At 44.6% G+C, this 24,397-nt stretch carries 21 protein-coding genes; 9 read left to right on the forward strand and 12 right to left on the reverse strand.

Going from position 1 to position 24,397, the window contains the following annotated elements:
* Positions 1 to 27: 27 nt before the first annotated feature.
* The 4 genes from BZA03_RS01090 to sodB all read right to left on the reverse strand — a co-directional run bounded on the left by BZA03_RS01090 (position 28) and on the right by sodB (position 5,694).
* Positions 28 to 1,575: a SpoVR family protein gene (locus tag BZA03_RS01090; protein ID WP_110287742.1), complete on the reverse strand. Its 1,548-nt coding sequence runs from the start codon at positions 1,573 to 1,575 to the stop codon at positions 28 to 30.
* Between the two features lies 1 nt (position 1,576).
* Positions 1,577 to 2,863 carry a YeaH/YhbH family protein gene (locus BZA03_RS01095; RefSeq protein ID WP_069943940.1) on the reverse strand — a complete coding sequence of 429 codons (1,287 nt, stop codon included), beginning with the start codon at positions 2,861 to 2,863 and terminating at the stop codon, positions 1,577 to 1,579.
* 85 nt (positions 2,864 to 2,948) lie between these two features.
* The gene (locus BZA03_RS01100; RefSeq protein WP_014975982.1) at positions 2,949 to 4,871 is read right to left on the reverse strand and encodes a PrkA family serine protein kinase; all 1,923 of its coding nucleotides are present in this window, start codon (positions 4,869 to 4,871) and stop codon (positions 2,949 to 2,951) included.
* Positions 4,872 to 5,112: 241 nt separating this feature from the next.
* Complete coding sequence (sodB, locus tag BZA03_RS01105; RefSeq protein WP_014948764.1) at positions 5,113 to 5,694, reverse strand: superoxide dismutase [Fe]; 582 nt, start codon at positions 5,692 to 5,694, stop codon at positions 5,113 to 5,115.
* 349 nt (positions 5,695 to 6,043) lie between these two features.
* Between sodB and BZA03_RS01110 the strand changes: the two genes are divergently transcribed.
* The 5 genes from BZA03_RS01110 (at position 6,044) to BZA03_RS01130 (ending at position 14,242) form a co-directional block, all read left to right on the forward strand.
* On the forward strand, positions 6,044 to 6,394 hold the full coding sequence (locus BZA03_RS01110; protein ID WP_039226535.1) for a Grx4 family monothiol glutaredoxin: 351 nt from the start codon (positions 6,044 to 6,046) through the stop codon (positions 6,392 to 6,394).
* Positions 6,395 to 6,728: 334 nt separating this feature from the next.
* Positions 6,729 to 9,317 carry a TonB-dependent siderophore receptor gene (locus BZA03_RS01115; protein ID WP_039226539.1) on the forward strand — a complete coding sequence of 863 codons (2,589 nt, stop codon included), beginning with the start codon at positions 6,729 to 6,731 and terminating at the stop codon, positions 9,315 to 9,317.
* 82 nt (positions 9,318 to 9,399) lie between these two features.
* Positions 9,400 to 10,032: an RNA polymerase sigma factor gene (locus BZA03_RS01120; protein ID WP_014948766.1), complete on the forward strand. Its 633-nt coding sequence runs from the start codon at positions 9,400 to 9,402 to the stop codon at positions 10,030 to 10,032.
* Between the two features lies 1 nt (position 10,033).
* On the forward strand, positions 10,034 to 11,089 hold the full coding sequence (locus BZA03_RS01125) for a FecR domain-containing protein (protein WP_110287743.1): 1,056 nt from the start codon (positions 10,034 to 10,036) through the stop codon (positions 11,087 to 11,089).
* Positions 11,090 to 11,308: 219 nt separating this feature from the next.
* On the forward strand, positions 11,309 to 14,242 hold the full coding sequence (locus BZA03_RS01130) for a TonB-dependent receptor (RefSeq protein WP_110287744.1): 2,934 nt from the start codon (positions 11,309 to 11,311) through the stop codon (positions 14,240 to 14,242).
* Between the two features lie 261 nt (positions 14,243 to 14,503).
* On the opposite strand, the gene BZA03_RS01135 is transcribed toward BZA03_RS01130, so the two are convergent.
* On the reverse strand, positions 14,504 to 14,698 hold the full coding sequence (locus BZA03_RS01135; RefSeq protein ID WP_014948769.1) for a bacterioferritin-associated ferredoxin: 195 nt from the start codon (positions 14,696 to 14,698) through the stop codon (positions 14,504 to 14,506).
* Positions 14,699 to 14,973: 275 nt separating this feature from the next.
* Between BZA03_RS01135 and BZA03_RS01140 the strand changes: the two genes are divergently transcribed.
* Positions 14,974 to 15,579, forward strand: a complete 606-nt coding sequence (locus BZA03_RS01140; RefSeq protein ID WP_014948770.1) for a peroxiredoxin — start codon at positions 14,974 to 14,976, stop codon at positions 15,577 to 15,579.
* 73 nt (positions 15,580 to 15,652) lie between these two features.
* On the opposite strand, the gene rnt is transcribed toward BZA03_RS01140, so the two are convergent.
* A complete protein-coding gene (gene rnt / locus BZA03_RS01145) occupies positions 15,653 to 16,288 on the reverse strand; it encodes a ribonuclease T (protein ID WP_110287745.1) in 636 nt (211 codons plus the stop codon).
* A gap of 341 nt (positions 16,289 to 16,629) precedes the next feature.
* Between rnt and BZA03_RS01150 the strand changes: the two genes are divergently transcribed.
* The gene (locus tag BZA03_RS01150) at positions 16,630 to 17,502 is read left to right on the forward strand and encodes an OmpA family protein (RefSeq protein WP_014975986.1); all 873 of its coding nucleotides are present in this window, start codon (positions 16,630 to 16,632) and stop codon (positions 17,500 to 17,502) included.
* Between the two features lie 37 nt (positions 17,503 to 17,539).
* On the opposite strand, the gene glpQ is transcribed toward BZA03_RS01150, so the two are convergent.
* The 3 genes from glpQ to BZA03_RS01165 form a co-directional block, all read right to left on the reverse strand.
* Positions 17,540 to 18,736 (reverse strand): glycerophosphodiester phosphodiesterase, encoded by a 1,197-nt coding sequence (glpQ, locus tag BZA03_RS01155; protein WP_110287746.1) that lies wholly within the window; start codon positions 18,734 to 18,736, stop codon positions 17,540 to 17,542.
* 135 nt (positions 18,737 to 18,871) lie between these two features.
* A complete protein-coding gene (gloA, locus tag BZA03_RS01160) occupies positions 18,872 to 19,267 on the reverse strand; it encodes a lactoylglutathione lyase (RefSeq protein ID WP_014948774.1) in 396 nt (131 codons plus the stop codon).
* A 266-nt stretch (positions 19,268 to 19,533) separates the two neighbouring features.
* Complete coding sequence (locus BZA03_RS01165; protein ID WP_110287747.1) at positions 19,534 to 20,244, reverse strand: SDR family oxidoreductase; 711 nt, start codon at positions 20,242 to 20,244, stop codon at positions 19,534 to 19,536.
* 333 nt (positions 20,245 to 20,577) lie between these two features.
* Here BZA03_RS01165 and BZA03_RS01170 point away from each other — a divergent pair, with 333 nt between their 5' ends.
* On the forward strand, positions 20,578 to 20,790 hold the full coding sequence (locus BZA03_RS01170; RefSeq protein ID WP_014948776.1) for a cold-shock protein: 213 nt from the start codon (positions 20,578 to 20,580) through the stop codon (positions 20,788 to 20,790).
* A gap of 168 nt (positions 20,791 to 20,958) precedes the next feature.
* Complete coding sequence (locus tag BZA03_RS01175; protein ID WP_039233139.1) at positions 20,959 to 21,138, forward strand: hypothetical protein; 180 nt, start codon at positions 20,959 to 20,961, stop codon at positions 21,136 to 21,138.
* 195 nt (positions 21,139 to 21,333) lie between these two features.
* Here BZA03_RS01175 and BZA03_RS01180 read toward each other — a convergent pair whose 3' ends face one another.
* From BZA03_RS01180 to BZA03_RS01190, 3 genes are all read right to left on the reverse strand, one after another.
* On the reverse strand, positions 21,334 to 22,752 hold the full coding sequence (locus tag BZA03_RS01180; protein WP_014948778.1) for a M20/M25/M40 family metallo-hydrolase: 1,419 nt from the start codon (positions 22,750 to 22,752) through the stop codon (positions 21,334 to 21,336).
* Positions 22,753 to 22,947: 195 nt separating this feature from the next.
* Positions 22,948 to 23,670: an endonuclease III gene (gene nth / locus BZA03_RS01185; protein WP_014975990.1), complete on the reverse strand. Its 723-nt coding sequence runs from the start codon at positions 23,668 to 23,670 to the stop codon at positions 22,948 to 22,950.
* A gap of 34 nt (positions 23,671 to 23,704) precedes the next feature.
* On the reverse strand, positions 23,705 to 24,397 hold the full coding sequence (locus BZA03_RS01190; RefSeq protein WP_039233136.1) for an electron transport complex subunit E: 693 nt from the start codon (positions 24,395 to 24,397) through the stop codon (positions 23,705 to 23,707).

Raw genomic sequence — 24,397 nt, forward strand, 5'->3', positions numbered from 1 at the left:
ATCTTGTTCTGAGGGCTGACCGCAGGCTTACGCCTGCGGTGCACGTTTACACTCTGATATCACGTCAATACCATCATCACCATTGTCTTGCTCTAAACGTACATCAAATTTCCACAGCCTGTGCAGGTGGCGCATAACTTCATCTTTTGAATCACCTAGCGGAATTCCTCGCTGAGGAATATAGCGAAGAGTAAGCGAACGGTCGCCTCTCACATCAACGTTATGTACCTGAATGTTGGGTTCTAAATTACTCAAATTGTATTGAGCAGACAGCTTCTCTTTAATAATTTGATAACCCATTTCGTCATGAATAGCGCTCACCGCAATAAAGGGCTTGGTGGTGTCATCTTCAAGGGCGAATAACTTAAAGTCGCGAATAACTTTAGGCGATAAAAACTGACTGATAAAACTTTCGTCTTTAAAGTTTTCCATGGCGAAATGCACGGTTTCCAGCCAGTCTTTACCCGCAATGCTCGGTAAATATTTATAATCTTCTTCAGTGGGGGACTGACACACCCGTTTAATATCCATAAACATGGAAAAGCCTAACGCATACGGATTGATGCCAGAGTAATAAGGGCTATTGTACTCTGGCTGCATGACAACGCTTGAATGACTGTGCAAAAACTCCATCATGAAGCGGTCGCTGACCAAACCCTCGTCATACATCTCATTTAGAATATGGTAGTGCCAAAAACAGGCCCATCCCTCATTCATCACTTGGGTTTGCTTTTGCGGATAAAAATACTGTGAGACTTTCCTAACAATACGCACAATCTCACGTTGCCAAGGTTCAAGCAAAGGTGCGTTTTTTTCAATAAAGTAAAGCAGGTTTTCTTGCGGCTCTTGTGGAAAGCGAATTTTTTCTTTGTGTTTGCTATGCGGGCTATCGGGCAAGGTGCGCCAAAGCTCATTCACTTGCGATTGCAGATAGGCTTCGCGCTCTTCCTGTCTGTTTTTCTCTTCTTGTAACGAAATTTTCTGCGGGCGTTTGTATCGGTCAACGCCGTAATTCATTAGCGCGTGGCACGAGTCGAGCATATTTTCGACTTCATCAAATCCATATTTTTGTTCGCATTTAGCAATGTAGTTTTTAGCAAAGACCAGGTAGTCGATGATAGAGCTGGCATCGGTCCAGGTTTTAAATAAGTAGTTGCCTTTGAAGAATGAGTTGTGACCGTAGCACGCATGAGCCATAACGAGCGCTTGCATGGTAATGGTGTTCTCTTCCATTAAATACGCAATGCAGGGGTCAGAGTTAATGACGATTTCGTAAGCCAGCCCCATTTGTCCACGACGGTATTGTTGCTCAGTTTGAATAAACTTTTTGCCAAAGCTCCAGTGCGTGTAGTTAAGCGGCATGCCGATGCTGGCGTAAGCATCCATCATCTGCTCTGCGGTGATCACCTCAATTTGATTGGGATAGGTGTCTAACTTAAATTTTTTGGCGATGCGATCGATATGTTGCTCATACTCTTCGATAAGTGGAAACGTCCAGTCGGGCCCATCGCTTAATAAGTGGCGTTTTGATGTTTCAGGCTTGCTGTTTTCTTTTGCCATAGCGTCGGTTGTCATATTAGGCTCCTTGCTGCGCATCTTGTTCAGAGCGTTTGAATAGCTCTCTGAACACAGGATAGATGTCGGCCTGTGTTTGTATGTGCTTACATACAAAGTTGTCGTGAGTGGCGGCCACTTTCTCGTATTCTCGCCACAAACTTTGGTGCTGCCTCTCGGTTATTTCAATATAGGCATAGTAACGGGTTGCGGGTAGCAGTTTAGCGGTAAGCAAGTCACGACACTGCGGCGAGTCATCAGCCCAATTATCGCCATCTGACGCTTGTGCTGCATAGATATTCCAATTTCCATCGCTGTAGCGCTCGCGAACGACTTCATCCATTAGCTTCAATGCACTTGAAACAATAGTGCCGCCGGTTTCTTGAGAGTAGAAAAACTCGTGCTCGTCTACTTCTTTCGCTTGCGTGTGATGACGAATGTACACCACGTCTACGTTTTCGTAGGTTCGCGTCAAAAAGAGATACAGCAAGATATAAAACCGTTTAGCCATATCTTTGGTGGCTTGGTCCATAGAGCCAGATACATCCATTAAACAAAACATTACGGCTTTGCTTGAGGGAAGCGGGCGTTTGTCATAGTTCTTAAAGCGCAAATCGAAAGTATCAATAAAAGGCACTCGGGCTATTTTGGCTTTAAGTGCTTCAATTTCTTCTTTTAATGCATTTATGGCTAACGTATTGTCGTGCTTGTCTTCTACAAGCAGGGCAAGTTTTTCTTCAAGCTCTCTTAGTTTCTTTCTATCACTTCCGCTTAAGGCAATACGCCTTGCCACAGAGCCTTTGAGTGAGCGAACAATATCTAAATTACTTGGCACGCCATCGGTCTGATAACCTGCGCGATAAGTTTCGTATTGGGTGACTTTATCAAATTGATTTTTCTTTAAGTTGGGAAGCGCTAAATCTTCAAAAAGTAGGTCTAAATATTCGTCTTTGGATATAGAAAATACGAACTCATCTTGGCCTTCGCCTTCATTGCTAGCGTCGCCTTCGCCTGCGCCCTTGCCACCGCCGCCTGGCGGCCTATCAATTTTATCACCCGCTGTGAATTGGTCGTTGCCGGGGTGGACAATATCTCTACTGCCGCCGCGGCCGGTATGAAAAATAGGTTCAGAGATATCTCTGGCTGGAATGCTAATTTGCTCGCCAGAATCTAAATCGGTAACAGAACGTTTACCCACTGCATCAGAAACAGCGCGCTTTATCTGCTGTTTGTAACGCTTAATAAAGCGCTGGCGGTTTACCGTACTCTTACCTTTGCTGTTTAACCTTCGGTCAATAAAATGCGCCATACACACCTGCTTGTCTTGTTGTGAACTACAAATACCCGTGCTGAAGCACGCATTACACGCGCTTCAGCACCACATGCGTTTAGCGCTAAGACGCTTTACGTACGCGCAGGTACCATTCACACAGCAACCGAACTTGTTTTTGCGTATATCCCTTCTCGGTCATACGATTTACAAAGTCGTCGTGTTTTTTCTGCTCCTCTGCAGAGCCTTTGGTGTTGAAAGAAATAACCGGCAGTAAGTCTTCCGTGTTAGAGAACATTTTCTTCTCAATCACGGTGCGAAGTTTCTCGTAACTGGTCCATGCTGGGTTTTTGCCGCCGTTATTTGCACGGGCTCTCAAAACAAAGTTAACGATTTCGTTACGGAAGTCTTTCGGATTACTTATTCCTGCAGGCTTCTCTGTTTTTTCTAACTCAGCATTCAGTGACGCTCTGTCGAACAGCTGTCCGGTTTCTGGGTCACGATACTCTTGGTCTTGGATCCAGAAATCAGCATAGGTTACATAGCGGTCAAACAGGTTTTGCCCATATTCAGAATACGATTCTAAGTAAGCCGTTTGAATCTCTTTACCAATGAATTCCACGTAGCGAGGAATGAGGTAGCCTTTCAAAAACTCCAAATACTTATCAGCGGTTTCTTGAGGGAACTGCTCCCGTTCAATTTGACGCTCCAGTACATAAAACAAATGGACTGGGTTTGCCGCCACTTCTTGATGATCGAAGTTAAAAACCCTGGAGAGAATCTTAAATGCAAAGCGGGTGGATAACCCCTCCATGCCTTCATCGACACCGGCGTAGTCGCGGTACTCTTGATAAGACTTGGCTTTCGGGTCGGTGTCTTTCAGGCTCTCGCCATCATACACGCGCATTTTAGAAAATAGACTGGAGTTCTCTGGCTCTTTCAAGCGCGATAACACAGTAAACTGCGCTAAACACTCTAGCGTGTCTGGCGCACAGGGCGCGCCGTTAAGCTCGCTGCTGTCTAGTAACTTTTTGTAGATCTTAATTTCTTCACGTACTCGCAAACAGTACGGTACTTTTACTATATAGACACGGTCTAGGAAGGCTTCGTTATTCTTATTGTTTCTAAACGATTGCCACTCAGATTCGTTTGAATGCGCAAGTATAAGCCCATCGAAGGGAAGGGCAGAGAAGCCCTCTGTTGGGTTGTAGTTACCCTCTTGTGTTGCGGTTAATAGTGGATGCAGCACTTTAATCGGTGCTTTGAACATCTCCACAAATTCCATTAAGCCCTGATTGGCTTTACATAGTGAACCCGAGTAACTGTAAGCATCAGGGTCGTTTTGTGCATATTGTTCTAAGCGGCGAATATCAACTTTACCCACCAAAGATGAAATATCTTGGTTGTTTTCGTCACCGGGTTCGGTTTTAGCGATACCCACCTGGTCGAGCACTGACGGATAAACGCGAACCACCTTAAACTGGGTAATATCGCCATTGAATTCATGCAGGCGTTTGCGTGCCCACGGAGACATGATGGTTTTTAAGTAGCGCTTAGGAATGCCGTACTCTTTTTGTAAAATGTCGCCATCTTCTTTGACATCAAACAGACAGAATGGATGGTCGTTAACAGGCGAGCCTTTCAGCATGTAAATAGGTACGTGCTGCATCAGTTCTTTAAGTCTCTCTGCCAGAGACGATTTACCGCCACCCACTGGGCCGAGCAAATAGAGAATTTGTTTCTTCTCTTCAAGACCTTGTGCGGCGTGTTTAAGGTAAGAAACGATTTGTTCTATGGCTTCTTCCATGCCATAGAATTCTGAAAAAGCTGGATAACGAGAAATAACGCGGTTTGAGAAAATGCGGCTAAGTGCCGGGTCGTTGGCAGTGTCGATTAATTCAGGCTCACCAATAGCTTGTAGCAAACGTTCTGCTGCATTTGCATAAGCGGTTTGATCCTCTTTACAAATTTCAAGGAACTCCCCAATGGTGAACTCTTCCTGTTTTCGCTCTTCATAGCGACTTTGATAGTGTTCAAAAATACCCATGAATACCCCTTAAATACGGAACCCCGTAATTTCAGCTTAGTAGGTATTTGGGAAAACGATAGTAATTATTGTGTATAGTTTTTAATCTTTTCGTCTAATGAAAAATGCAACTTTAATAAGAATTTAGTGTCACTTAATGAACAATAGTGCATAAAAAAAGCCCCGCTTGGAAGCGGGGCTTTTTATAACTGATACTTTACGCTGTTAAGAGCGCAAGGCGCTTAACGCTTCAGTCTTTGGCTTATGCAAAGTTGCTGCTTGCGAATTCCCAGTTAACCAGCGCCCAGAAATTTTCTAGGTACTTAGGACGCGCATTGCGGTAGTCGATGTAGTAAGCGTGTTCCCAAAGGTCAACAGTAAGCACTGGCGTAAGGTCGTCGCCAGAAATAGGCGTTTGCGCGTTGCTTGTGTTAACGATATCTAGGCTGCCGTCTGCAGTTTTAACTAACCACGTCCAGCTTGAACCGAAGTTGTTAACCGCTTTATCGTTAAATGCTGCTTGGAAGTCTGCAAATGAGCCCCACTTCGCATTGATAGCTTCTGCTAGCGCGCCTGTTGGCTCACCGCCGCCATTCGGGCTTAGACAGTGCCAGTAGAACGTGTGGTTCCATACCTGCGCTGCGTTATTGAAAACACCGCCGTCAGAAGATTTGATGATTTCTTCTAGGCTTTTGTTTTCCATGTCAGTACCTTCAACTAGGCCGTTAAGCTTAGTTACATAAGTAGCGTGGTGCTTGCCATAGTGGTACTCAAGCGTTTCAGCAGAAATATGCGGTTCTAGTGCATTTTGTTCGTATGGTAATGCTGGTAATTCAAAAGCCATGACGGTCTCCATGTTGGTTTAGTATTGTAGTCTAAAGCCCACTTATCTTCGCCTGTTCAATAAGTGCATATTAATTCTATGTTCAATATACTGCTTTAGACGCTAAAGCATATCCCAAATGTGGGGATAAAGTCCTATAACTCAATGACAAAAATGTGAATTTTTTTTCAAAAGTTAAAATGTGACACTAATTTGTATTGCAATGTATGGGTAGATAACGATTCAGAGGTTGAAAAGATCAATTCAGCTATGGGTAATTAAACACAAAATTATGATACCCTTTCCCTTGATAAATCATTCATGCATTCCCATCTAACTGGGAATACACTTTTGTGCTCAGAGGAATCAAATGGATAATACTGAAAATCAATCAACGCTAGATAGAATCAAGCAGCAAATCGAAGAAAACCCAATTTTGTTGTATATGAAGGGTTCTCCTAAACTACCTAGCTGTGGCTTTTCTTCACAAGCATCGCAAGCGTTGATGTCATGTGGCGAACCATTTGCTTATGTAGATATTCTTCAAAACCCAGACATCCGCGCAGAACTACCAAAATATGCAAACTGGCCGACATTCCCGCAACTATGGATTGAAGGTGAGCTTGTAGGTGGTTGCGATATCATTATTGAAATGTTCCAACAAAACGAGCTTCAACCGCTTATTAAAGAAACGGCTGCAAAGTACAAAGAAGCAGAGTAAATCTTGTTTCCATGTACAAATCTTTAGGTTTGTAAAAAACGATTTAAAAGCCGGCTTATAGTCGGCTTTTTTTATTAAAACCCGCCAAAAATCCCGCACTTTTATTCCCGTAAAAATTATATAGACAGGTCAGAAATTAAAATCCTCTACGGAGTGAAAAAATATTTTTATTTTGTCGAAAAAGGTTTGTTTTTTAATATCTTGCGTTCTATAAAAAACACCATCTGACCGCAAATGAGTCAGTGTTGAAGGTAAAAAATAACAACTACTCTGAGCATTTTTTTAATGTGTTTAAAACGCTGAAGGTGTCTTAGAGAAACTCCGGGAAACCACCATGAATACAACCTTGTCTTTATTGACCAAAAACGTGCGTGGCGTATTAGCCGCATCAGCTGCGTTTTCAGTAATGGCCGCTGCACCTGTTTATGCGCAAGAAGCTGAAGAGAGTGCTAAGGCCGAAGATTTTGAACAAATTGCGGTAGTTGGTTCACGTGCAGCGCCTCGCTCGGTCGCTGACTCAGCGGTGCCAATTGATATTATTTCTGACGAAGAGTTTAAGCAGCAGGGTGCCACTGATATGGTATCTATGATGCAGACTGTTGTTCCGTCTTTTAACGTAAACGACCAGCCGATCAACGATGCTTCAACGCTTGTTCGTCCTGCTAACCTTCGCGGTATGGCATCAGACCACACGCTTGTGCTTGTAAATGGTAAACGTCGTCACCGTTCTGCGGTTATCACTTTCCTTGGTGGTGGTCTTTCTGACGGTGCACAAGGTCCTGATATTTCTGTTATCCCAGCAGCGGCATTAAAGCAAGTGGAAGTACTTCGCGATGGTGCAGCAGCACAATACGGTTCTGATGCGATTGCGGGTGTAATTAACTTCGTACTTAACGATGCATCAGAAGGCGGTTCGTTTGAAGCCCGTTACGGCTCTTTCTACGAAGGCGACGGCGACATGATTCAGATGTCGGGTAACGTAGGTCTTCCTCTATCTGACAAAGGCTTTATTAACCTTTCAGCTGAATACCGTACTGCAGACGACACATCTCGAAGTGTACAGCGTGCAGACGCTGCTGCATTGATAGCGGCTGGGAACACTTTTGTAGCAGATCCTGCGCAAATTTGGGGCTCACCTGAGATCAAACACGACATCAAACTTTTCGCTAATGCAGGTATAGAGCTTTCTGCTACCTCAGAAGCTTACATGTTTGGTAACTACGCCGAGCGTGAAGTTGAAGGTGGTTTTTACTTCCGTAACCCACACAATCGTGGTGGTGTGAACGATGGTGGTACAAATGACGATGGCGAGCAACTACTGCTTGTTGGTGATTTAACCGGTGATATGTCAGGTAACTGTCCAACCGACATCGTAGTTGGTGATAATGTACTAGAGAACCCGCGTTATATTAACGAAGTTCAGAACAATCCTGACTGTTGGGCGTTCAACGAAATGCTGCCAGGTGGTTTCACACCTCGTTTCGGTGGTACGGTTACAGATATGTCACTTGTCTTTGGTACGAAAGGCGAACTTGACCACGATATCACGTATGACGTGAGCTTGAACCTGGGCCAAAACGAAGTTGACTTTGCTATTAGCAACACTATCAACCCGTCTTTAGGTCCAGAAACACCTACAGAATTTAGCCCAGGTCGCTATACGCAGTCTGAGCAAACCCTTGATATTGATTTCACTAAGCCGTTCGATGTTGGTTTATATGAACCACTATTCGTGGCAACTGGTTTCCAATATCGCAACGAAAGTTATGAGAGCTTTGCAGGTGATACTGCCTCTTATGAAATAGGTCCGCTGGCGACACAAGGCTTTGGCATTGGCTCAAATGGTTTCCCTGGCTTGGCGGCCAATAGCCAAGGTCGTGTGTCCCGCAACAACATCGCACTGTACATTGACGCAGAAGCGTATATCACTGAAAACTTCATGTTAGCCGGTGCGCTACGTTATGAAGACTTCTCTGATTTCGGTGACACAACGAAAGGTAAGATTGCTTTCCGTTGGCAAGCACTTGAGAACATCGCTTTCCGTGGTGCGTTCTCAACAGGCTTTAAAGCACCTACCCTTGGTCAAAGCAACGTGCGTAACGTAACTACCGCGTTTGGTACAGGTGGTGAACTTATTGACCGTGCAACACTGCCTCCGACAGATCCAGTGTCTCAACTTAAAGGTGGTGAGCAGTTAACGCCTGAAGAGTCAGAAAGTATCACGTTTGGTGTGGTAGCCGATTTCGATAATGGTCTATTCATTACCGCAGACTACTACAACATTGAACTGACTGACCGTATCAGTACTGCCTCTGGTATTGCGCTGACTGAAGAAGACATTGCCACGCTGCTTGAGCAAGGTATCAACGATGCGTCTAGCTTCTCTGAAATCAGCTTCTTCACTAACGACTTCGACACCACCACCGAAGGTGTAGACGTAGTAGCGAACTATTCGATGGATATGATGGGCGGTGAAACTAAGTTCTCACTCGCATATAACTGGACATCTACAGAAGTTGACCGCGCGTCGGACAATATCTCTGATTTCCGTATTCGCATGCTAGAAGATAACCTTCCAGCGGTACGTTACAGTGCAACAGCTAACCACACTAATGGCGACTGGCGCTTCCTTGCGCGAATGAACTACTACGGTAGCATCTTCGAAGATCACCTAGACTCTGCATTGCCGATTGACAAAGTAGGTTCTGAAATTACGTTCGACTTTGAAGTGGCATATAACTTCACTGAAGAGTTCACGGTAACTGTTGGTGCTAAGAACGCGTTTGATGAATACCCTGACGAAAACAACACTGATGCAGGTGGTATCACCTACGCACAGATTGCAGGTTCAGCGTATCCGACAACATCACCAATTGGTATAAACGGTGGCTTCTACTACCTAAGAGGTGTTTACACTTTTTAATAGGTAAGCAATTACCTATAAACCAAACTTTCACTTAATGTTTCAAAGTTAAGGGGGCATTAGCCCCCTTTTATTTTATTAGGTGAAAAAGAACGAAAAAGCAGGCATTATTGATGCCAATGTAAGCAAATCGAAACACACAACATTTAATATTATGACGAGAAAGTCGACAGTAGCTGAAACCTTCTTAAAATACCGCTCAAAGCTAATGCGTGCGGTAGGTTCTATTGTTGGCGCCGACGACATTGAAGACATCGTGCAAGAAGCTTTTATTAAAAGCTACGAAGCAGAGTTAAAACAAGAAATACAGTATGAGCGTACCTATATGCTCAAGACAGCGCGTAATCTAGCGCTGAACCATGTTGCGAAAGCTGAAAACAAAAATAAGCAGCAGCTCGATGACATGGATATTTTGCCTTATGAGCTTGTAGGGCACAGTTTAGAAAAAAATGTAGAAAGCAAAGAGCGTTTTATTCATTTTTGCCGAGCGACAGATACACTGTCTGCTGATGTAAAACGCGTATTTTTGCTGAAAAAAGTATATGGCATGCGACAAAAAGAGATTGCAGAGCTTGTGGGGCTAAGCGAAAGCACCGTTGAGAAGCATGTCGCCAAAGGTTTAATGATGTGCTCTAGGTACTTAGCCGAGCTGTCAAAGGACAGTGCATCCCCCCGTGCCACTGCTAACGCGACTCAGGACATAAGCCGTAGTTAACATGAATAATATTCGCCAGTTTTCAAGCAAAGAAGATATCCAAGAGCAAGCATGCTTATGGATAAGCCGTCTCGATCGCGGCTTAAACAGTGTCGAAAAGACGGAGCTAGATGCTTGGTTGTCGGAAAGTAATGCGCATCGTCAAGCTTTGCTCGACGCCGCTAGCTTGTGGGACGACATGTCGGTATTAAATGAATTGAGCGGTTTATTCCCGCAGCCAACCTCTCGTCAGTCGTCGAAAAAACGCAATATGCCTAAAACAGCGGTTTGGGGCATTGCGGCCACATTTTTAGTGATGGCAATTGCTGTTGGGGTAGTGGTTCAGCGCACGTGGCTAAATAGCACCCCTGAATTCGCAGCGGTAACACAAAAGGTACAAACCGGTGTTGGCGAACAGAAAAACGTGACGCTAGCCGATGGCTCTAAACTTCATCTAAATACAAACTCTGTAGTTACCGTAGATTTCTCATCAACGGCGCGCAATATCGTTTTATTGAAAGGGGAGGCACACTTTGAAGTGGCTCACGACACGTCTCGCCCTTTCTCTGTGACCGCAGGCAACAACACCGTTACCGCTGTTGGAACTGCCTTTAATATGCAATATGTGGATGATAATGCGTTTGAGTTAGTGGTTACCGACGGAAAGGTATTGGTGAAAGACCGCTTTAAGGCTTCATCCTCAAATGAATCGCTCTTCACTAAACGTCCTGTTGCTGAAGAAGGGCTTCTTATGTTCGCGGGTGAAAAAGCCACTGTACAAGGTAAAGTGGAAGCCCGTGAAAGCATGTCTCAAAATGACATTGATGACGATTTAGCGTGGCAACAAGGTATGATTGTATTTAAAGGTGAACCGCTAGAGGCCGTATTAGCTGAGATTGGCCGCTATACACCCGTTCGCTTTAACATTTCGGACGAAAGTCTGCGCAAGCGACGTGTAGCGGGCTACTTTAAGGTAGGCGATATAGACGGTTTGTTGTCTGCACTTAAGAGCAGCTTTAACATCAACTACGAGAAAGTCACAGAAACAAGTATTGAGCTTAAGCTAGCGAAAAGTTAAATATTTCTGAAAGATAGGTGCTTTCTACTATTCGTAGTTGGCATCAATTTCTTTAATGTGACAATATAATTAAAATAATAAGCACATCGATTTTATATCTTGCAATACAGCAATTTTGCGATAAGCAGGCAAACCAAAAAGGCAATAGAAAAGCTGCATGCCCTCGCGTGTTCGGCCCAATGCCTTTCGCAAAAAAGAATGCGCAAATTCTCCCGTATCTTGTCCCTCTCGGCACTTCACATAGCGTCCGGCTTTTTTCTTTTCATAGCACCAGCGCCAACGCTTCATGCACAAACAGACAGCCCTTCGCAATCACCCGACCAAACCGAACCAAAATTGGGTGCTTACAGCTTTTCAATACCCGCACAAAATGCTAATGAAGCGCTAACCGAACTAGCTAAACAGGCAAATACCACATTGCTTTTTCCTTTTGATTTAGCAAAAAAAGTGAAAACAAACGCATTGGAAGGTACGTTCACACTGAATGAAGCGCTGGCACAGCTTCTTGAAGGAACAGAATTGGCGGTAGTAACTGATGAAAGCGGTGCGGTAAGTATTCGTTCTCGTTCATCGTTAGTGGCGAAGGAAACACAGCCACAAGATACCGAAAAGAAAACAGAAGAGGGAGGCAATGGACTTGAAAAAATTGCGGTCGTCGGTACTCGTAACTCGCCTCGAAGTGCTGTTGACTCACCAGTTCCTTTGGATGTGATTGGTTCTGAAACCCTCAACTCACAGGGGAATTCAGACGTGCTTTCTATGTTAAGCGTGATGGTTCCTTCGTTAAACGTAAACGATCAGCCCATCAATGATGCCAGTAGCCTGGTAAGGCCGGCGAACCTTAGAGGCATGTCCTCGGATCACACGCTTTTGCTGCTTAACGGAAAGCGACGCCATCGCTCTGCGGTAATCACGTTTTTAGGCGGAGGTTTATCTGACGGTGCACAAGGGCCTGATATATCGGTTATTCCTGCCTATGCGTTAAAGCAAGTTGAAGTATTGCGAGATGGTGCAGCAGCCCAGTATGGCTCAGACGCCATTGCAGGCGTGATTAACTTCGTACTTAAGGATGCTCGTGAAGGAGGGCATGTTGCGCTGAAAGTGGGCGGATACAGTGAAGGTGACGGCGAACTGTTTCAAGTGCAGTTGAATAAGGGCTTTGCTATTGGAGAAGACGGCTTTTTAAATGCAACGGCAGAGTATCGTCAGCAAAATGGCACGTCGCGCTCTGTACAGCGGATTGATGCGCAGAACTTGATTGACCAAGGGAATGTGTTCATCGCGTCACCGTCCCAAGTATGGGGAGCGCTTGATGTTAACGAAGATATTAAACTTGCGCTAAATGCGGGCGCAGACATTTCGTCTAAATCACAATTTTACAGCTTTGCCACTGCAGCAAGAAGAGAAATAAACGGTGGTTTTTACTTTCGAAATCCGCAAACCCGAGAAGGGGTGTTCAGCCGTACCGACCCAAATACAGGGGAAAGTCGTCTGATTGTAGCCGATCTCGATGGATTGGAAAGTGGAATTGCTTGCCCTTCTATAACTTTGTCCAGCAATAGTGTATTGCTGGACCCCTCGTATCAACTAATTGCAGATAACACAACGGCGCTTGGTGCCAACTGTTTTGCTTTCAATGAGTGGTTCCCTGGCGGTTTCACACCAAAATTTGGGGGTACGATAACGGATGCTTCTGTTGCGATGGGCGTTAAACATGAGTTACCTAATGGCTGGGCGATGGATGCCAGTGCGACATTGGGCTACAGTGACATTGAGTACACCATCTCAAATACAGTTAATCCATCGTTAGGGCCACAAACGCCAACGTCGTTTTCGCCCGGTGGTGTGTCGCAAGTAGAGCGAACGCTTAACTTAGATTTTAACAAACTCATTCAAACTATTTTCGACGATCCGGTTAGCATTGCCGTGGGCTTAGAATGGCGCAAAGAAACCTATTTTCAAAAGTCCGGCGATGAAGCGTCATATATTGCAGGCCCTTTCGCCCTAGAGCCGCCACTTGGGTTGAACCAAGGCTTTTCCATCGGTTCCAACGGTTTTCCGGGGTATCAGCCTCAAAGTGCTGGGCACTGGAGCAGAAGCAATTGGGCCGTGTACGCTGATTTGGAATTTTATGTTACCGAAGCATGGCAGTTTGGCGTGGCCACACGTGTAGAGCATTTCAGTGATTTCGGCTCGACATTTGATGGCAAATTGAGTACTCGCTATAAATTAAATGATATTTTTGCATTACGCGGATCTGTAAATACCGGTTTTAAAGCCCCAACAGTAGGGCAGAGTAATGTTATCAACGTAACTACCGCCTACGGTGTTAACGGTTTGGAAGACCAAGCAACGCTGCCTCCAACTGATCTTATCTCACTGCAACTAGGCGCAACTCCACTGACGCCTGAAGAATCGGTGAACTTTAGCCTCGGGCTTGTTATGCAGGCAAGCGAGAACTTTTTTGCGACGCTCGACTATTTCAATATTCGCCTTTCTGATCGCATTAGTACGACATCTGCAATCCCGTTAACCGACGACGACATTAGTGCGCTTATTGCCCAAGGGCGTCCAGATGCGGCGAAATATAATGCTGCAAAGTATTTTACAAATGACTTTGACACAAAAACTCAGGGTGTTGATTTAGTTGTTAACTACAATTTTGCGCTAGCTGATTGGTCAAATTCTTTACTTCTTGCCTTCAACTGGACAGACACACAAGTAGAGCGGGTTACACTTTATCCTGCGCAAGTGGGGGAGGAAATACGGCTTCTACCTAATCTAACACGGGCAAGAATTCGTATGCTGGAAGATAACTTGCCTGCTCATCGAGGCAGTATCACGCTGGAGCAATCGAAAGGAAATTGGGCATTTACTTGGCGGCTTAACTATTACGGTGAGTTTTATGAAGACCATCTTGATGCGTCCGCAGGGATGGACATATACGGCAATGCGTTAACCACATTCGATGCCCAAGTTGCATGGAAAGTACTGCCTCAAACACAAGTTACCCTTGGCGCCCAAAATCTGTTTGATTCGCTGCCTAATGAAAACCCTTTTCAAGGTGAAGTTGGCGCACTCTACCCACCTACATCGCCTAGCGGTATCAATGGGGCTTTCTATTATGCAGGCATTGAGTACACCTTTAACTAGGGCATGCTTCAGCAAAGCTACGTAGTTAAATGGCGCGCTGCACTCATTGAAAGTAAGAAAATGAGCCTAGCTCTGAGTTTGAAAGGACAACAACCTATCGTTTTAGGTGACGATGTAAATATTACTTAGGTATTTAAACTAGGATATGACTTAGGTCACTTAAAGAAATAATCGTGATAATAAATATGGTGTTTTAAGTCTAGCCAAGGATGCTAAGAGCGATGACGTTGCGTGTTAAGAATACGCGGGTTGGCTAATTGCCTAGCCAACGTCTTTGAATAGGGACTCATCGACGATAGTTTGGTCAATGATCTGTTGCGCCATGTTGATGCACTTACCGCATTGTGAGCCAAGCTCTAAATGTTGACGTAACTCTCGCATATTTCCCACACCGTTTTCTTCAACCGCTGCGCGAATGCTTTTATCAGTTACCCCATAGCACATGCAAACAAACATTAAACGTACTCCAAATGAATCTGTAAATGATAATAATTGTTATTCTTTGCTTTAGCAAGTGGATAATGACAAATTTAATACAAGGTAATTGAAGAAAGACTGAACAGTGTGGGGGGATGTTAAGCGGTTATTGGTATGATCAGTAAAAAAACTCGTTGTTTAATATTGTTATTTCCATATTCGTACCTATTTTCTTTGAAAGAAATTTCTTATCAAAGTGGTTACGCAACGTAATCACTTCTATTATTACAATCCAAATATAAATGGAGAGACTCATGAGTGTATTAGTTGGCCGTCCAGCACCTGACTTTACTGCAGCAGCGGTACTTGGTAGTGGTGAAATTGTTGACACTTTCACACTAAGTGAAGCAATCAAGGGCAAGAAAGCTGTTGTATTCTTCTACCCACTAGATTTTACGTTTGTTTGCCCGTCAGAGCTTATCGCCTTTGACAAGCGTTTCGACGAGTTCAAAAAGCGTGGTGTTGAAGTGATCGGTGTTTCAATCGACTCTCAGTTCTCACACAATGCGTGGAGAAACACTCCGGTAAATCAAGGTGGTATTGGTCCGGTTAAGTACACCCTTGTTGCTGACGTTAAGCACGACATCTGCCAGGCATACGATGTTGAGCACCCAGAAGATGGCGTTGCGTTCCGTGGTTCATTCCTAATCGACGAAGAAGGTATGGTACGTCATCAGGTAATCAATGACCTTCCACTTGGCCGTAACGTTGATGAAATGCTACGCATGGTCGATGCACTAGCATTCCACCAAGAGCATGGTGAAGTTTGCCCAGCGGGTTGGACTGAAGGTAAAGCTGGTATGGATGCGTCGCCTGAAGGTGTTGCTAAGTACCTATCTGAAGAAGCAGACAAGCTATAAGCTAAACTGTTTAAAGATTATAAAAAAACAGCGCCTTTTGGCGCTGTTTTTGTTTATATCAGTTTAAATAAAACTACTCTTTAATTTCTACAGGCCATCCGCCTAGCGCTTTATAGCGGTTTACCATATAGCAAAATAGCTCGGTGGTCTTTTGGGCGTCATACAGCGCACTGTGCGCTTCACTTTGGTCAAATGCGATCCCCGCTGCACGGCATGCTTTTACCAAAACCGTTTGGCCTAAGGCCAATCCAGCAAGGCTGGTGGTGTCAAATGAAACAAACGGATGGAACGGCGTGCGTTTTATATTGCAGCGTTCTATCGCGGCATTGACGAAACTCTGATCGAACGTTGCATTGTGAGCAACAATAACTGAACGTTGGCAGTCTGCATTTTTTTGCGCCTTGCGGATCCCTTTACATAAGTCCTTCATGGCTTCGCTTTCTTCAATAGCCCCTCGCAATGCACAATTAGGATCGATGCCATTAAATTCTAAGGCTGCTGGCTCTAGGTTAGCGCCCTCAAAGGGGTCAATGTGATAATGAAAAGTTTGATCAGGATGAAGTATACCGTTTTCATCCATTTTCACCGTTACCGCGGCTAATTCTAACAGGGCGTCAGTGCCTGCATTAAATCCGGCTGTTTCAACGTCGATAACAACGGGAAAGTAACCTCGAAAGCGCTGGGAGAGAAGGGGCGGGTTGGCAGACATAAACACTCTTGTAAGACTCGATTGCGTTAATTGGTTGGTGACTAAAATGCGTACCAACCTGCGAAGCATATTGCGTAAAAGAATTATCGCAAGGATACTCTCGAGTTGCCAGTTGCAATTTATAAACTGTTAAATCAGGGGGCTAGCAAAAGTACAAAACGCGAATGGTATTAAACGCTAAACTTTTCTACAATTTGGACGATAATCAAATTAAGCGTGAAAAAATCATTAGGCACATTTCTTCTTTTTGTGTGAGCTAATTTGATTCATTATGTTCGGTAATTTGTGCACGTAGTGTTGTCTTTTACCTGTGTTAGTCTGATTTTCGTTATGGTGTCGAAATGGTGTCGAAATTAAAATACATCGCTTTATTGGGGATGCTGGGGTCATTGTCTTCCCACGCTGCCATGCGGCAATATTCTGCAACCATAGAAAGCTCCAACTGGCGAATAGACAAAGACACCCGACTTCAGTGTACCTTGAACCACGAACTACCCGGTTATGGCGAAGCCATGTTCACGAGCTCAGCGTCGAAGCAGCTTAATATGGAATTCGAACTGGACATGTATTTGCTGCCCAGCAAATTTGATATGGCTGCTGTTTATTCTGTACCACCTAAATGGATGCCCGGCGTTGCGCCTAAAACCATTGCCGACATGTCTATTCGTAAACAGTACAATGGCGACCTTCCGCAGGATGCGGCTTGGACTATGTTGTCTGAATTAGAAAAAGGCTTTTGGCCCACAATCTATTACCAAGATTGGTATAACAAATACGACCAAGTAAGTGTGGCATTAAACGCTAGCAACTTCTCTGGTGTGTATCGTGAATTTGTGAAGTGTGTATCGAACTTATTGCCCTTCGGCTTTGATGACATTGCCTACACGGTATTGTCGTATCAAAACAACAGTACAGAGCTAACCAAATATTCGCAGAAGCGCTTAACCATGATAGGTGAATACTTAAAAGAAGACAGCGAGCTTGAGCTTGTGCTTCTTGATGGTTACACCGATAGCTACGGCGGTCGCTATAATAATGAACAGTTGTCTATTCGACGTGCTAACGAAGTAAAAAGCTATTTGACTACGCTAGGTGTACCTGAAGATCGAATTCAGTTAACAGGCCACGGTGAGAAACGCCATATTGCGCCAAACGATACGCGAGAAAGCCGCGCCCAAAACAGACGCGTGGTGGTGCGACTTTCAAAATCCTAGGCGCTAATTATCGCGCCTACACCCGCTTTAAAATGCGTTAGTTTAATTTTTCTCGCCACCTTAATACCGGTACTAAATGATCGGTGAAAACACCGTCAGCACCTACCACCTTGTCTAAAACTTCCAAGACTTGCTCTGAACTCATACCTGCTGGTAGTGCATCATGTCGGTAGGTGTAGGGGTGGATTGTCAGGTTATTTTCGTGGGCGTAGGCAATCCATGCCGCGGCTTCTATTTTTCCTTGAGTCATCGCTTCATTATCGAGTAATTGGCCTAACCAAGGGCCTATGCCATCGGCATACAACGCAACCTGCTGCATGCCTTCCTGAGTGCGCAGCCAGTTATAATCTGTGTCGCTTTCGCCCCAGTCGTTTTCGCCAATCAGCATCACAACTTTGCCTTTATAGCCCAGGGTTTCACGAACGCGCTTAACTTCGTTAAAATCGAAGCATTGCAGGTAGCTATTACCGCTCTCTCCACCAAACCCGTAAGCATTCAAAGCATCTACAACGATTTTACTGGCATCAACGCCTTCTTTAATGTGAAAGGCAGGGGACTTTACTTCAGGATAAACCCCGACAGACGTTCCAAATTGGCGATTTAGCTCGCTGATTAGCTCAAAGTGTTCATTTAACGTGGCAACTTTAAAATTAGCATGTGTGCCGCGGTACCTATTTGTAAAAACTTGCTTCCCGTCACTGTTAGCGCGCTCGTGTACCCGCAGTTGTCGCAGTTCTTCAAGAGTAAAATCACGCGCGTAATAGCGTCCGTCATCGCGGTGGCGTGCAGGAAACACATCTTCTACATTGGTGACCGTCTCTAAGTGGATGTCGTGTAGCACAACGGGTATGTCGTCTTTGGTGATAACAACATCTTGCTCAATAAAATCGGGGCCCAGAGAAAAGGCGAGGGTAGCTGCTTCAAGGGTATGCTCAGGTAAATAGCCCGACGCGCCGCGATGGGCTATCACGGTAAAGTGCGTTTCAACATTTTCTTTTGTGTCAGCGTGTATTTGTCCATTCTCGTTATTTGCAGCCATGGCCGAAAACGTACTGCCAGCAGCAACTGTACCGGTAAAAGCGACAACCAACGCTGGCAGAATAGCGGCCAGTTTTGCTTTTGGCTTACTGCGCAAGCCTATATTGTGCGCTGCTCGAGGCTTCCGACATATCGCTGTTCTAGCTTGGCTTTTGTTTTTATCATTTTGCGAAAATAATAAGCGGTTACGTAGCATGTCGTGTCACTCCATGTGATTTTACATCGGTTTTTTCCAGTGCCGCACGTTTTTAAGTTGATAGTTTGGCGACCTAAGCGTTCAAATCGCTTTGACTACGCTGGCAGCATCTTCAGTTCTTGTTTTTGAGCCATTTCATAGCGAAATGGATTTATTTTGTATGAGTTCTATTGCATACCCATCGGGGTCGCGAACAAAAGCAATAACGGTGGAGCCGCCTTTTACTGGCCCCGGTTTACGATATACATCAGCGCCGTTTGTTTCTAAGTTTTCACAAAACTGATAGATATCATCGACCTCAATTGCAATATGACCATACGCGTTACCTTTATCGTAGGTGTTGTCGCCCCAGTTATAGGTAAGTTCTAAGACGGTACTCTCGGTTTCATCGCCATATCCCACGAAAGCTAGCGTGTATTCATACTCTTTGTTTTCAGACTGGCGAAGAAGGCGCATGCCCATGAGTGAAGTATAAAAGTGAAGAGAGGCCTCTAAGTTTTCAACTCGAAGCATGGTGTGAAGCATTCGCATAAGAGATTCCTTTTTTGAGCCATCGGAATTACTCGATGGCACACTGTACTGTGATTGCGTGTTGGCCGTTACTTTTTGTACACATAAATACGATGAGTACTTTATTTGAGTAAACGCAAACAACACGCTTTTATGTTAATGAGGAAATGTTAACGCTTTAAGACAATATTACAATTCTAGTTAAACGTACTATACCTGCGGTAACACGCCGCGATTACGAACATTTTAAGTCTCGCTGAGTGGGTAATTATCTATGCGGACTGGTATTAATAGCCCCATAGACCGATATTATCAATTTTAAGACGGCGAGGTTGGCTCAATAGGTAAACCACCATGTTGCCTAAGTCTTCATTTTGAATTAGGCCATCGTCCACTTTCTCTGTTTCTGCTTTCTGCGACTGTATCAGTGCAGGGTTTAGGGAATGAACGTGAATACCGTAGGGACGAACTTCTTCTTGCAACGCTTTTCCAAGTCCCACCATCGCAAATTTTGATGCACAGTAAACGCCGGCATTGGCATAGCCGTTCAATGCCGCCTGAGAAGCGATATTGATGATGTAGCCTTCCCTGTTGTTAATCATGTGGGGCACAACCTCCTTACACACCAGAAAGGTCCCTTTTACGTTAGTATCCATTACTTCGTCCCAGTCCTCTTCAGACGTTTCCCAAATAAGGGTTTCCTTACCAAAACCACTGTTATTAATTAGGACGTGAAGTTCACCAAATGTATCTTTGACCTTTCTAACAAAGCCGGCAACATCAGCGCTTTTCGATACATCACAAACTTGGCCAATGACATTACCTGGGAATAGGGCGTCGAACTGCTCTACAGTCTGCATGACCGCAGTTTCAGTGCGCCCACAAATGGCCACGTTCATTCCAGCTTCTAGTAGAAATTGAGCGAGAGTTTTACCTAGCCCTTTTCCGCCTCCAGTAACAATGGCTGTTTTACCTTCTAACGCATACGTGTCTGTCATAATTTAAACCTATAGCAAAAAAGCAAGGTTAACCTAGCTTTCAAATGCCTTGAACAAACATACGTATTCAGCTTCGCCAAAAAAATTGTAAAAAAGTTGTGTTTTGGTTAAAAAATAAACTGAAAACTAGTGGACATTGCTCGCAATTACCTGTACCTTTCGCATCGCTCTAGATATGTTATTTGCTTTACCTAATACTGCGCTGTACCTCTTTTTTAAATCCTTCAAATTGAAGTTTTATATAGATATACAACTGCTTTACTAGCTTGGAGATGTCTATAGCTATTCGGTGGTTTTCCACCATCACATCAATTTTTTTAAAAGGTTTTTATTATGTCTAATTCTGTAAACGGTACAGTTAAGTGGTTCAACGAAGAAAAAGGTTTTGGTTTCATCACTCCTGAAGCTGGCGGCAAAGACGTATTCGTACACTTCCGTTCAATTGCTTCTGACGGTTTCAAAACGTTGAAAGAAGGCCAAGAAGTTAGCTTCGAAGTTGAACAAGGCCAAAAAGGTCCTCAAGCTGCTAACGTAGTAGTTCGATAAGACCTCTATGCTTATCTAAGGTCATTTCTCTTTTCTGAAGTGACCTCAAAAAAGTGGGCTCTTTCTGAAACGCTATGTTCACGCTAGAGCCTAATTATCGTTTTTCGATTTCTTTACCCAACCTGCGAGGAATTCAAAACAAACAACGTTAATAAAGAAGTATTTACTATGCAATTTCAAGATTCTATCTCTACCTTTAATAGCGCCATGTCAGGTGCGTTAATCTCAAATATCTCCATAAATAAAACAACCGTTGCTTTTAAACATGCGAATACGTATCGGCATGTAGAGCTGCCATCAAGGCAAGAGGCGAAGCGATTTGTTGCCCAGCTTATTCAAGCGCAATAAAGCCTGAGTATTTCGGACGAGGTATATTTACCAATCCACATAGATCATTGCCTACTCAGAAGGCGCTGGCAAGTTTGCTAGCGGAGCGTGGGAATGCAGAATGGGTATTAGCAGAGGCGAGGGTAAGCAGAGCACTGGTAAGCATTGGCCAGCACGAGATGCACTGACCAATGTTTGATGATTACTAACGTGTAACTACTGTTTAGCTTTTAAGTCAACGTCCGAATCGGCTAACAAGTATATACTTGCTGCGTAGGCTGCAATGTTTTGCGCAAGCTCATCGGGGTCAATTTTATCTAAGGTATCATCTGGCGTATGGTGAAGATCAAAGTAATCTCTACCGTTTTGATTTAACCTAATCGTTGGTACGCCTTTCGCTGCTAGCGGAATAATGTCAGGGCCGCCGCCAGCAATGTCTGAACCGCCACGCACTATACCTAGCGGTGATAAAATCTTCGCGATTTCATCGACTAGCACAGTCGCTTCGGGATTCACATTTGACACTACTTGCCAGATAGTTTGCGCACCAAAGTCAGACTCTGTGGCCAGAACGTGATTTTCAAGGTTCTTTTCGTGTTGTTTAGCGTAAGCAAAGGCACCTAATAAGCCCACTTCCTCAGCGCCAAACATGACCACACGAATGGTGCGTTTTGGGCGCTCTGGTAAAGAAGCAATCAACGCAGCCGCTGCCGTGGTAATAGCAACGCCTGCGCCGTCATCAACTGCACCCGTTCCTAAATCCCAGCTGTCTAGGTGGCCGCCAATAAGGATAATTTCTTCGGGCTTCTCACTGCCCACTAAATCCAGTATTACGTTGCCGCTGTTTACTTCGCCTTTCCATTTCGATTCAGAGTGAAGCGACAATGACAGCGGTTTACCTAAGTTATGTAAACGTCGTAAATGGTCTGCGTCAGGGTTTGAGATAGCGACTACGGGGATATCTGCCCAATTATCGCCGTCTGAGCTCATCATGCCTGAGTGAGGAAAACGATGAGAGTCAGATCCTACTGAGCGCACGACCAGCGCTTCAGCGCCGCCGCGTTGAGCATGTTGCCAACCAATTCGGCGACGTTGGTTCGCTTGACCATAGCCTGCACCTGTTTGGCTTTTAACCATGGCGTCGCCGTCTACAAATGCAATTTTGCCTTTAAGGGCACCATCTTTAACTGCGGTTAGCGCGTGAATATCTCTGAAATAAACGATGTCTGCATTGATCTCGCTTTCAGAAGGCGCAGCGCCGCCAAGGGCTGTGCCGTAAAGCGGCTGGGCATAAGGCGCCGTGAGTGAAATGTGTAGGTGGCCTCTATCCCAAAATGGCATAGTGAATTCTTCTATGCTGACTTTATCAAAACCTAGGCGCTCTCCTACCACCACGCCCCAATCTCTAGCTCGCTTTTCTGCTTCAGAGCCGCCCAGGCGAGGGCCAATCTCAGTGGTTAGTGATTCAACAATGCTATAGCCTAAATCACTTTTCAGGGCTTTTTGAATTAATGCTTCCGCATTTTTCTTTTGCTCGTCAGTAATGGGGGAAGTTTCTGCAAAAACACCAAAACTGCATGCACTTACTAATGCACCAAACGCCAGCCTTCTAGCGATAGTATTCAATCGAGACATGTGTTCTCCATGGATTTATTTTTATATTTCTTTTTTATTTGCGCGAGCAAAACTCTAACCCATCCATCATAGCCAATTTGGTTGTCCCTTTCGAGGCAAACCACAAGCGTAAGTCGTGTGTTAGTCGCAAAATTCCTCTTGAGAGAAAATAAATGGAGAATAAAAAAGGAGCCTAAGGCTCCTTTCTGAAAGTTTCTATTTACGCTTCTTCTTAAGCGCCAACTTTTGCTTTTTCTCTTGTTCTTTCAGTACTTCGTTAATAAAACTCTTTCTGCCGAACTCACGTGTGATAACACACTTGTTTAAGTCGAAACCGCGGGCAGGGCAGTATTCTCTGCCATATAGAATGATTTGCAGATGCAAATCGTTCCACCTTTCTTTTGGGAATAAGCGTTTTGCGTCACGCTCTGTCTGCTCAACACTCTTTCCGTTCGACAAACCCCAGCGATACATTAATCGGTGGATATGAGTATCTACGGGAAAAGCAGGAATGCCAAAGCCTTGAGACATAACCACAGCGGCAGTCTTGTGACCCACTGCGGGCATGGCTTCCAGCGCTTCAAAGTTTGCAGGCACTTCACCGTTGTGCTGCTTGATGATCATGTCAGACAAATGCCAAATGCCTTTGGACTTCATGGGAGATAAACCACAAGGACGGATAATGTCTTGAATTTCTTCAATACTCATCAATACCATGTCGTAAGGGTTATCTGCCCGAGCAAAGAGCTTTGGCGTAATTTGGTTAACGCGCTCGTCTGTACATTGCGCCGATAGGAGAACCGCAATGAGTAACGTATATGGGTCTTTATGATCTAAAAAGATAGGAATTTCCGGATAAAGGTCATCCAGTATTCGCATGATTTCTTTTACTTTTTCCTGCTTAGAAAGCGGCTTGGCCGGCTTAACTACATCATTCATTTCTAAATACTTTTTTGTTTTTGATTTTTAGCGTTTAGCTTTCAGCTGTAACGCGTACCCGTTCAGCCTTCACTGCAGGCGATGTTTGCTTAGCGGCTAACTTTGCATCAATACTGTTTTTGATAGCAATGAGAAGACCCATACCTAAAAAGGCACCAGGCGGCAGTATCGCAAGCAAAAACGGATTTTCAGTGTTGAAAAGCGTTATGGTCCAGTTCTCAGCAATTGAGCCAAACAGTCTGTCTGCACCAGCTAGCAATGTACCTGCACCCAATATCTCACGCATACCACCTAAAATGACCAGCACTGCGGTAAAACCCAGTCCCATCATGAATCCGTCGTAGGCAGAGGCGAGCGGCCCGTTTTTCGACGCAAAGGCTTCTGCGCGGCCTATGATGGCGCAGTTAGTTACAATCAGCGGAATGAAAATACCTAGCGCTAAGTAAAGGTCATAGGTGTATGCATTCATTAATAGCTGAACAATGGTAACGAACGCAGCAATGATCATAACAAAAACGGGAATGCGAATTTCGTTTCTTACCACATTACGAACGAGTGAAACGGTAACGTTACTGCCAATGAGTACCAACATGGTAGCAAGGCCTAACCCGAGACCATTGATAAACGTCGCGGTAACGGCCAATAGCGGGCACAAACCTAACAGTTGTACCAGCGCAGGATTGTTCTTCCAAAGCCCTTGTAAAGACAGGTCGCGAAAATCAGTCAC

Origin of the sequence: Alteromonas sp. I10 (assembly GCF_003201515.1) — a bacterium.
Lineage (GTDB): Bacteria > Pseudomonadota > Gammaproteobacteria > Enterobacterales > Alteromonadaceae > Alteromonas > Alteromonas macleodii.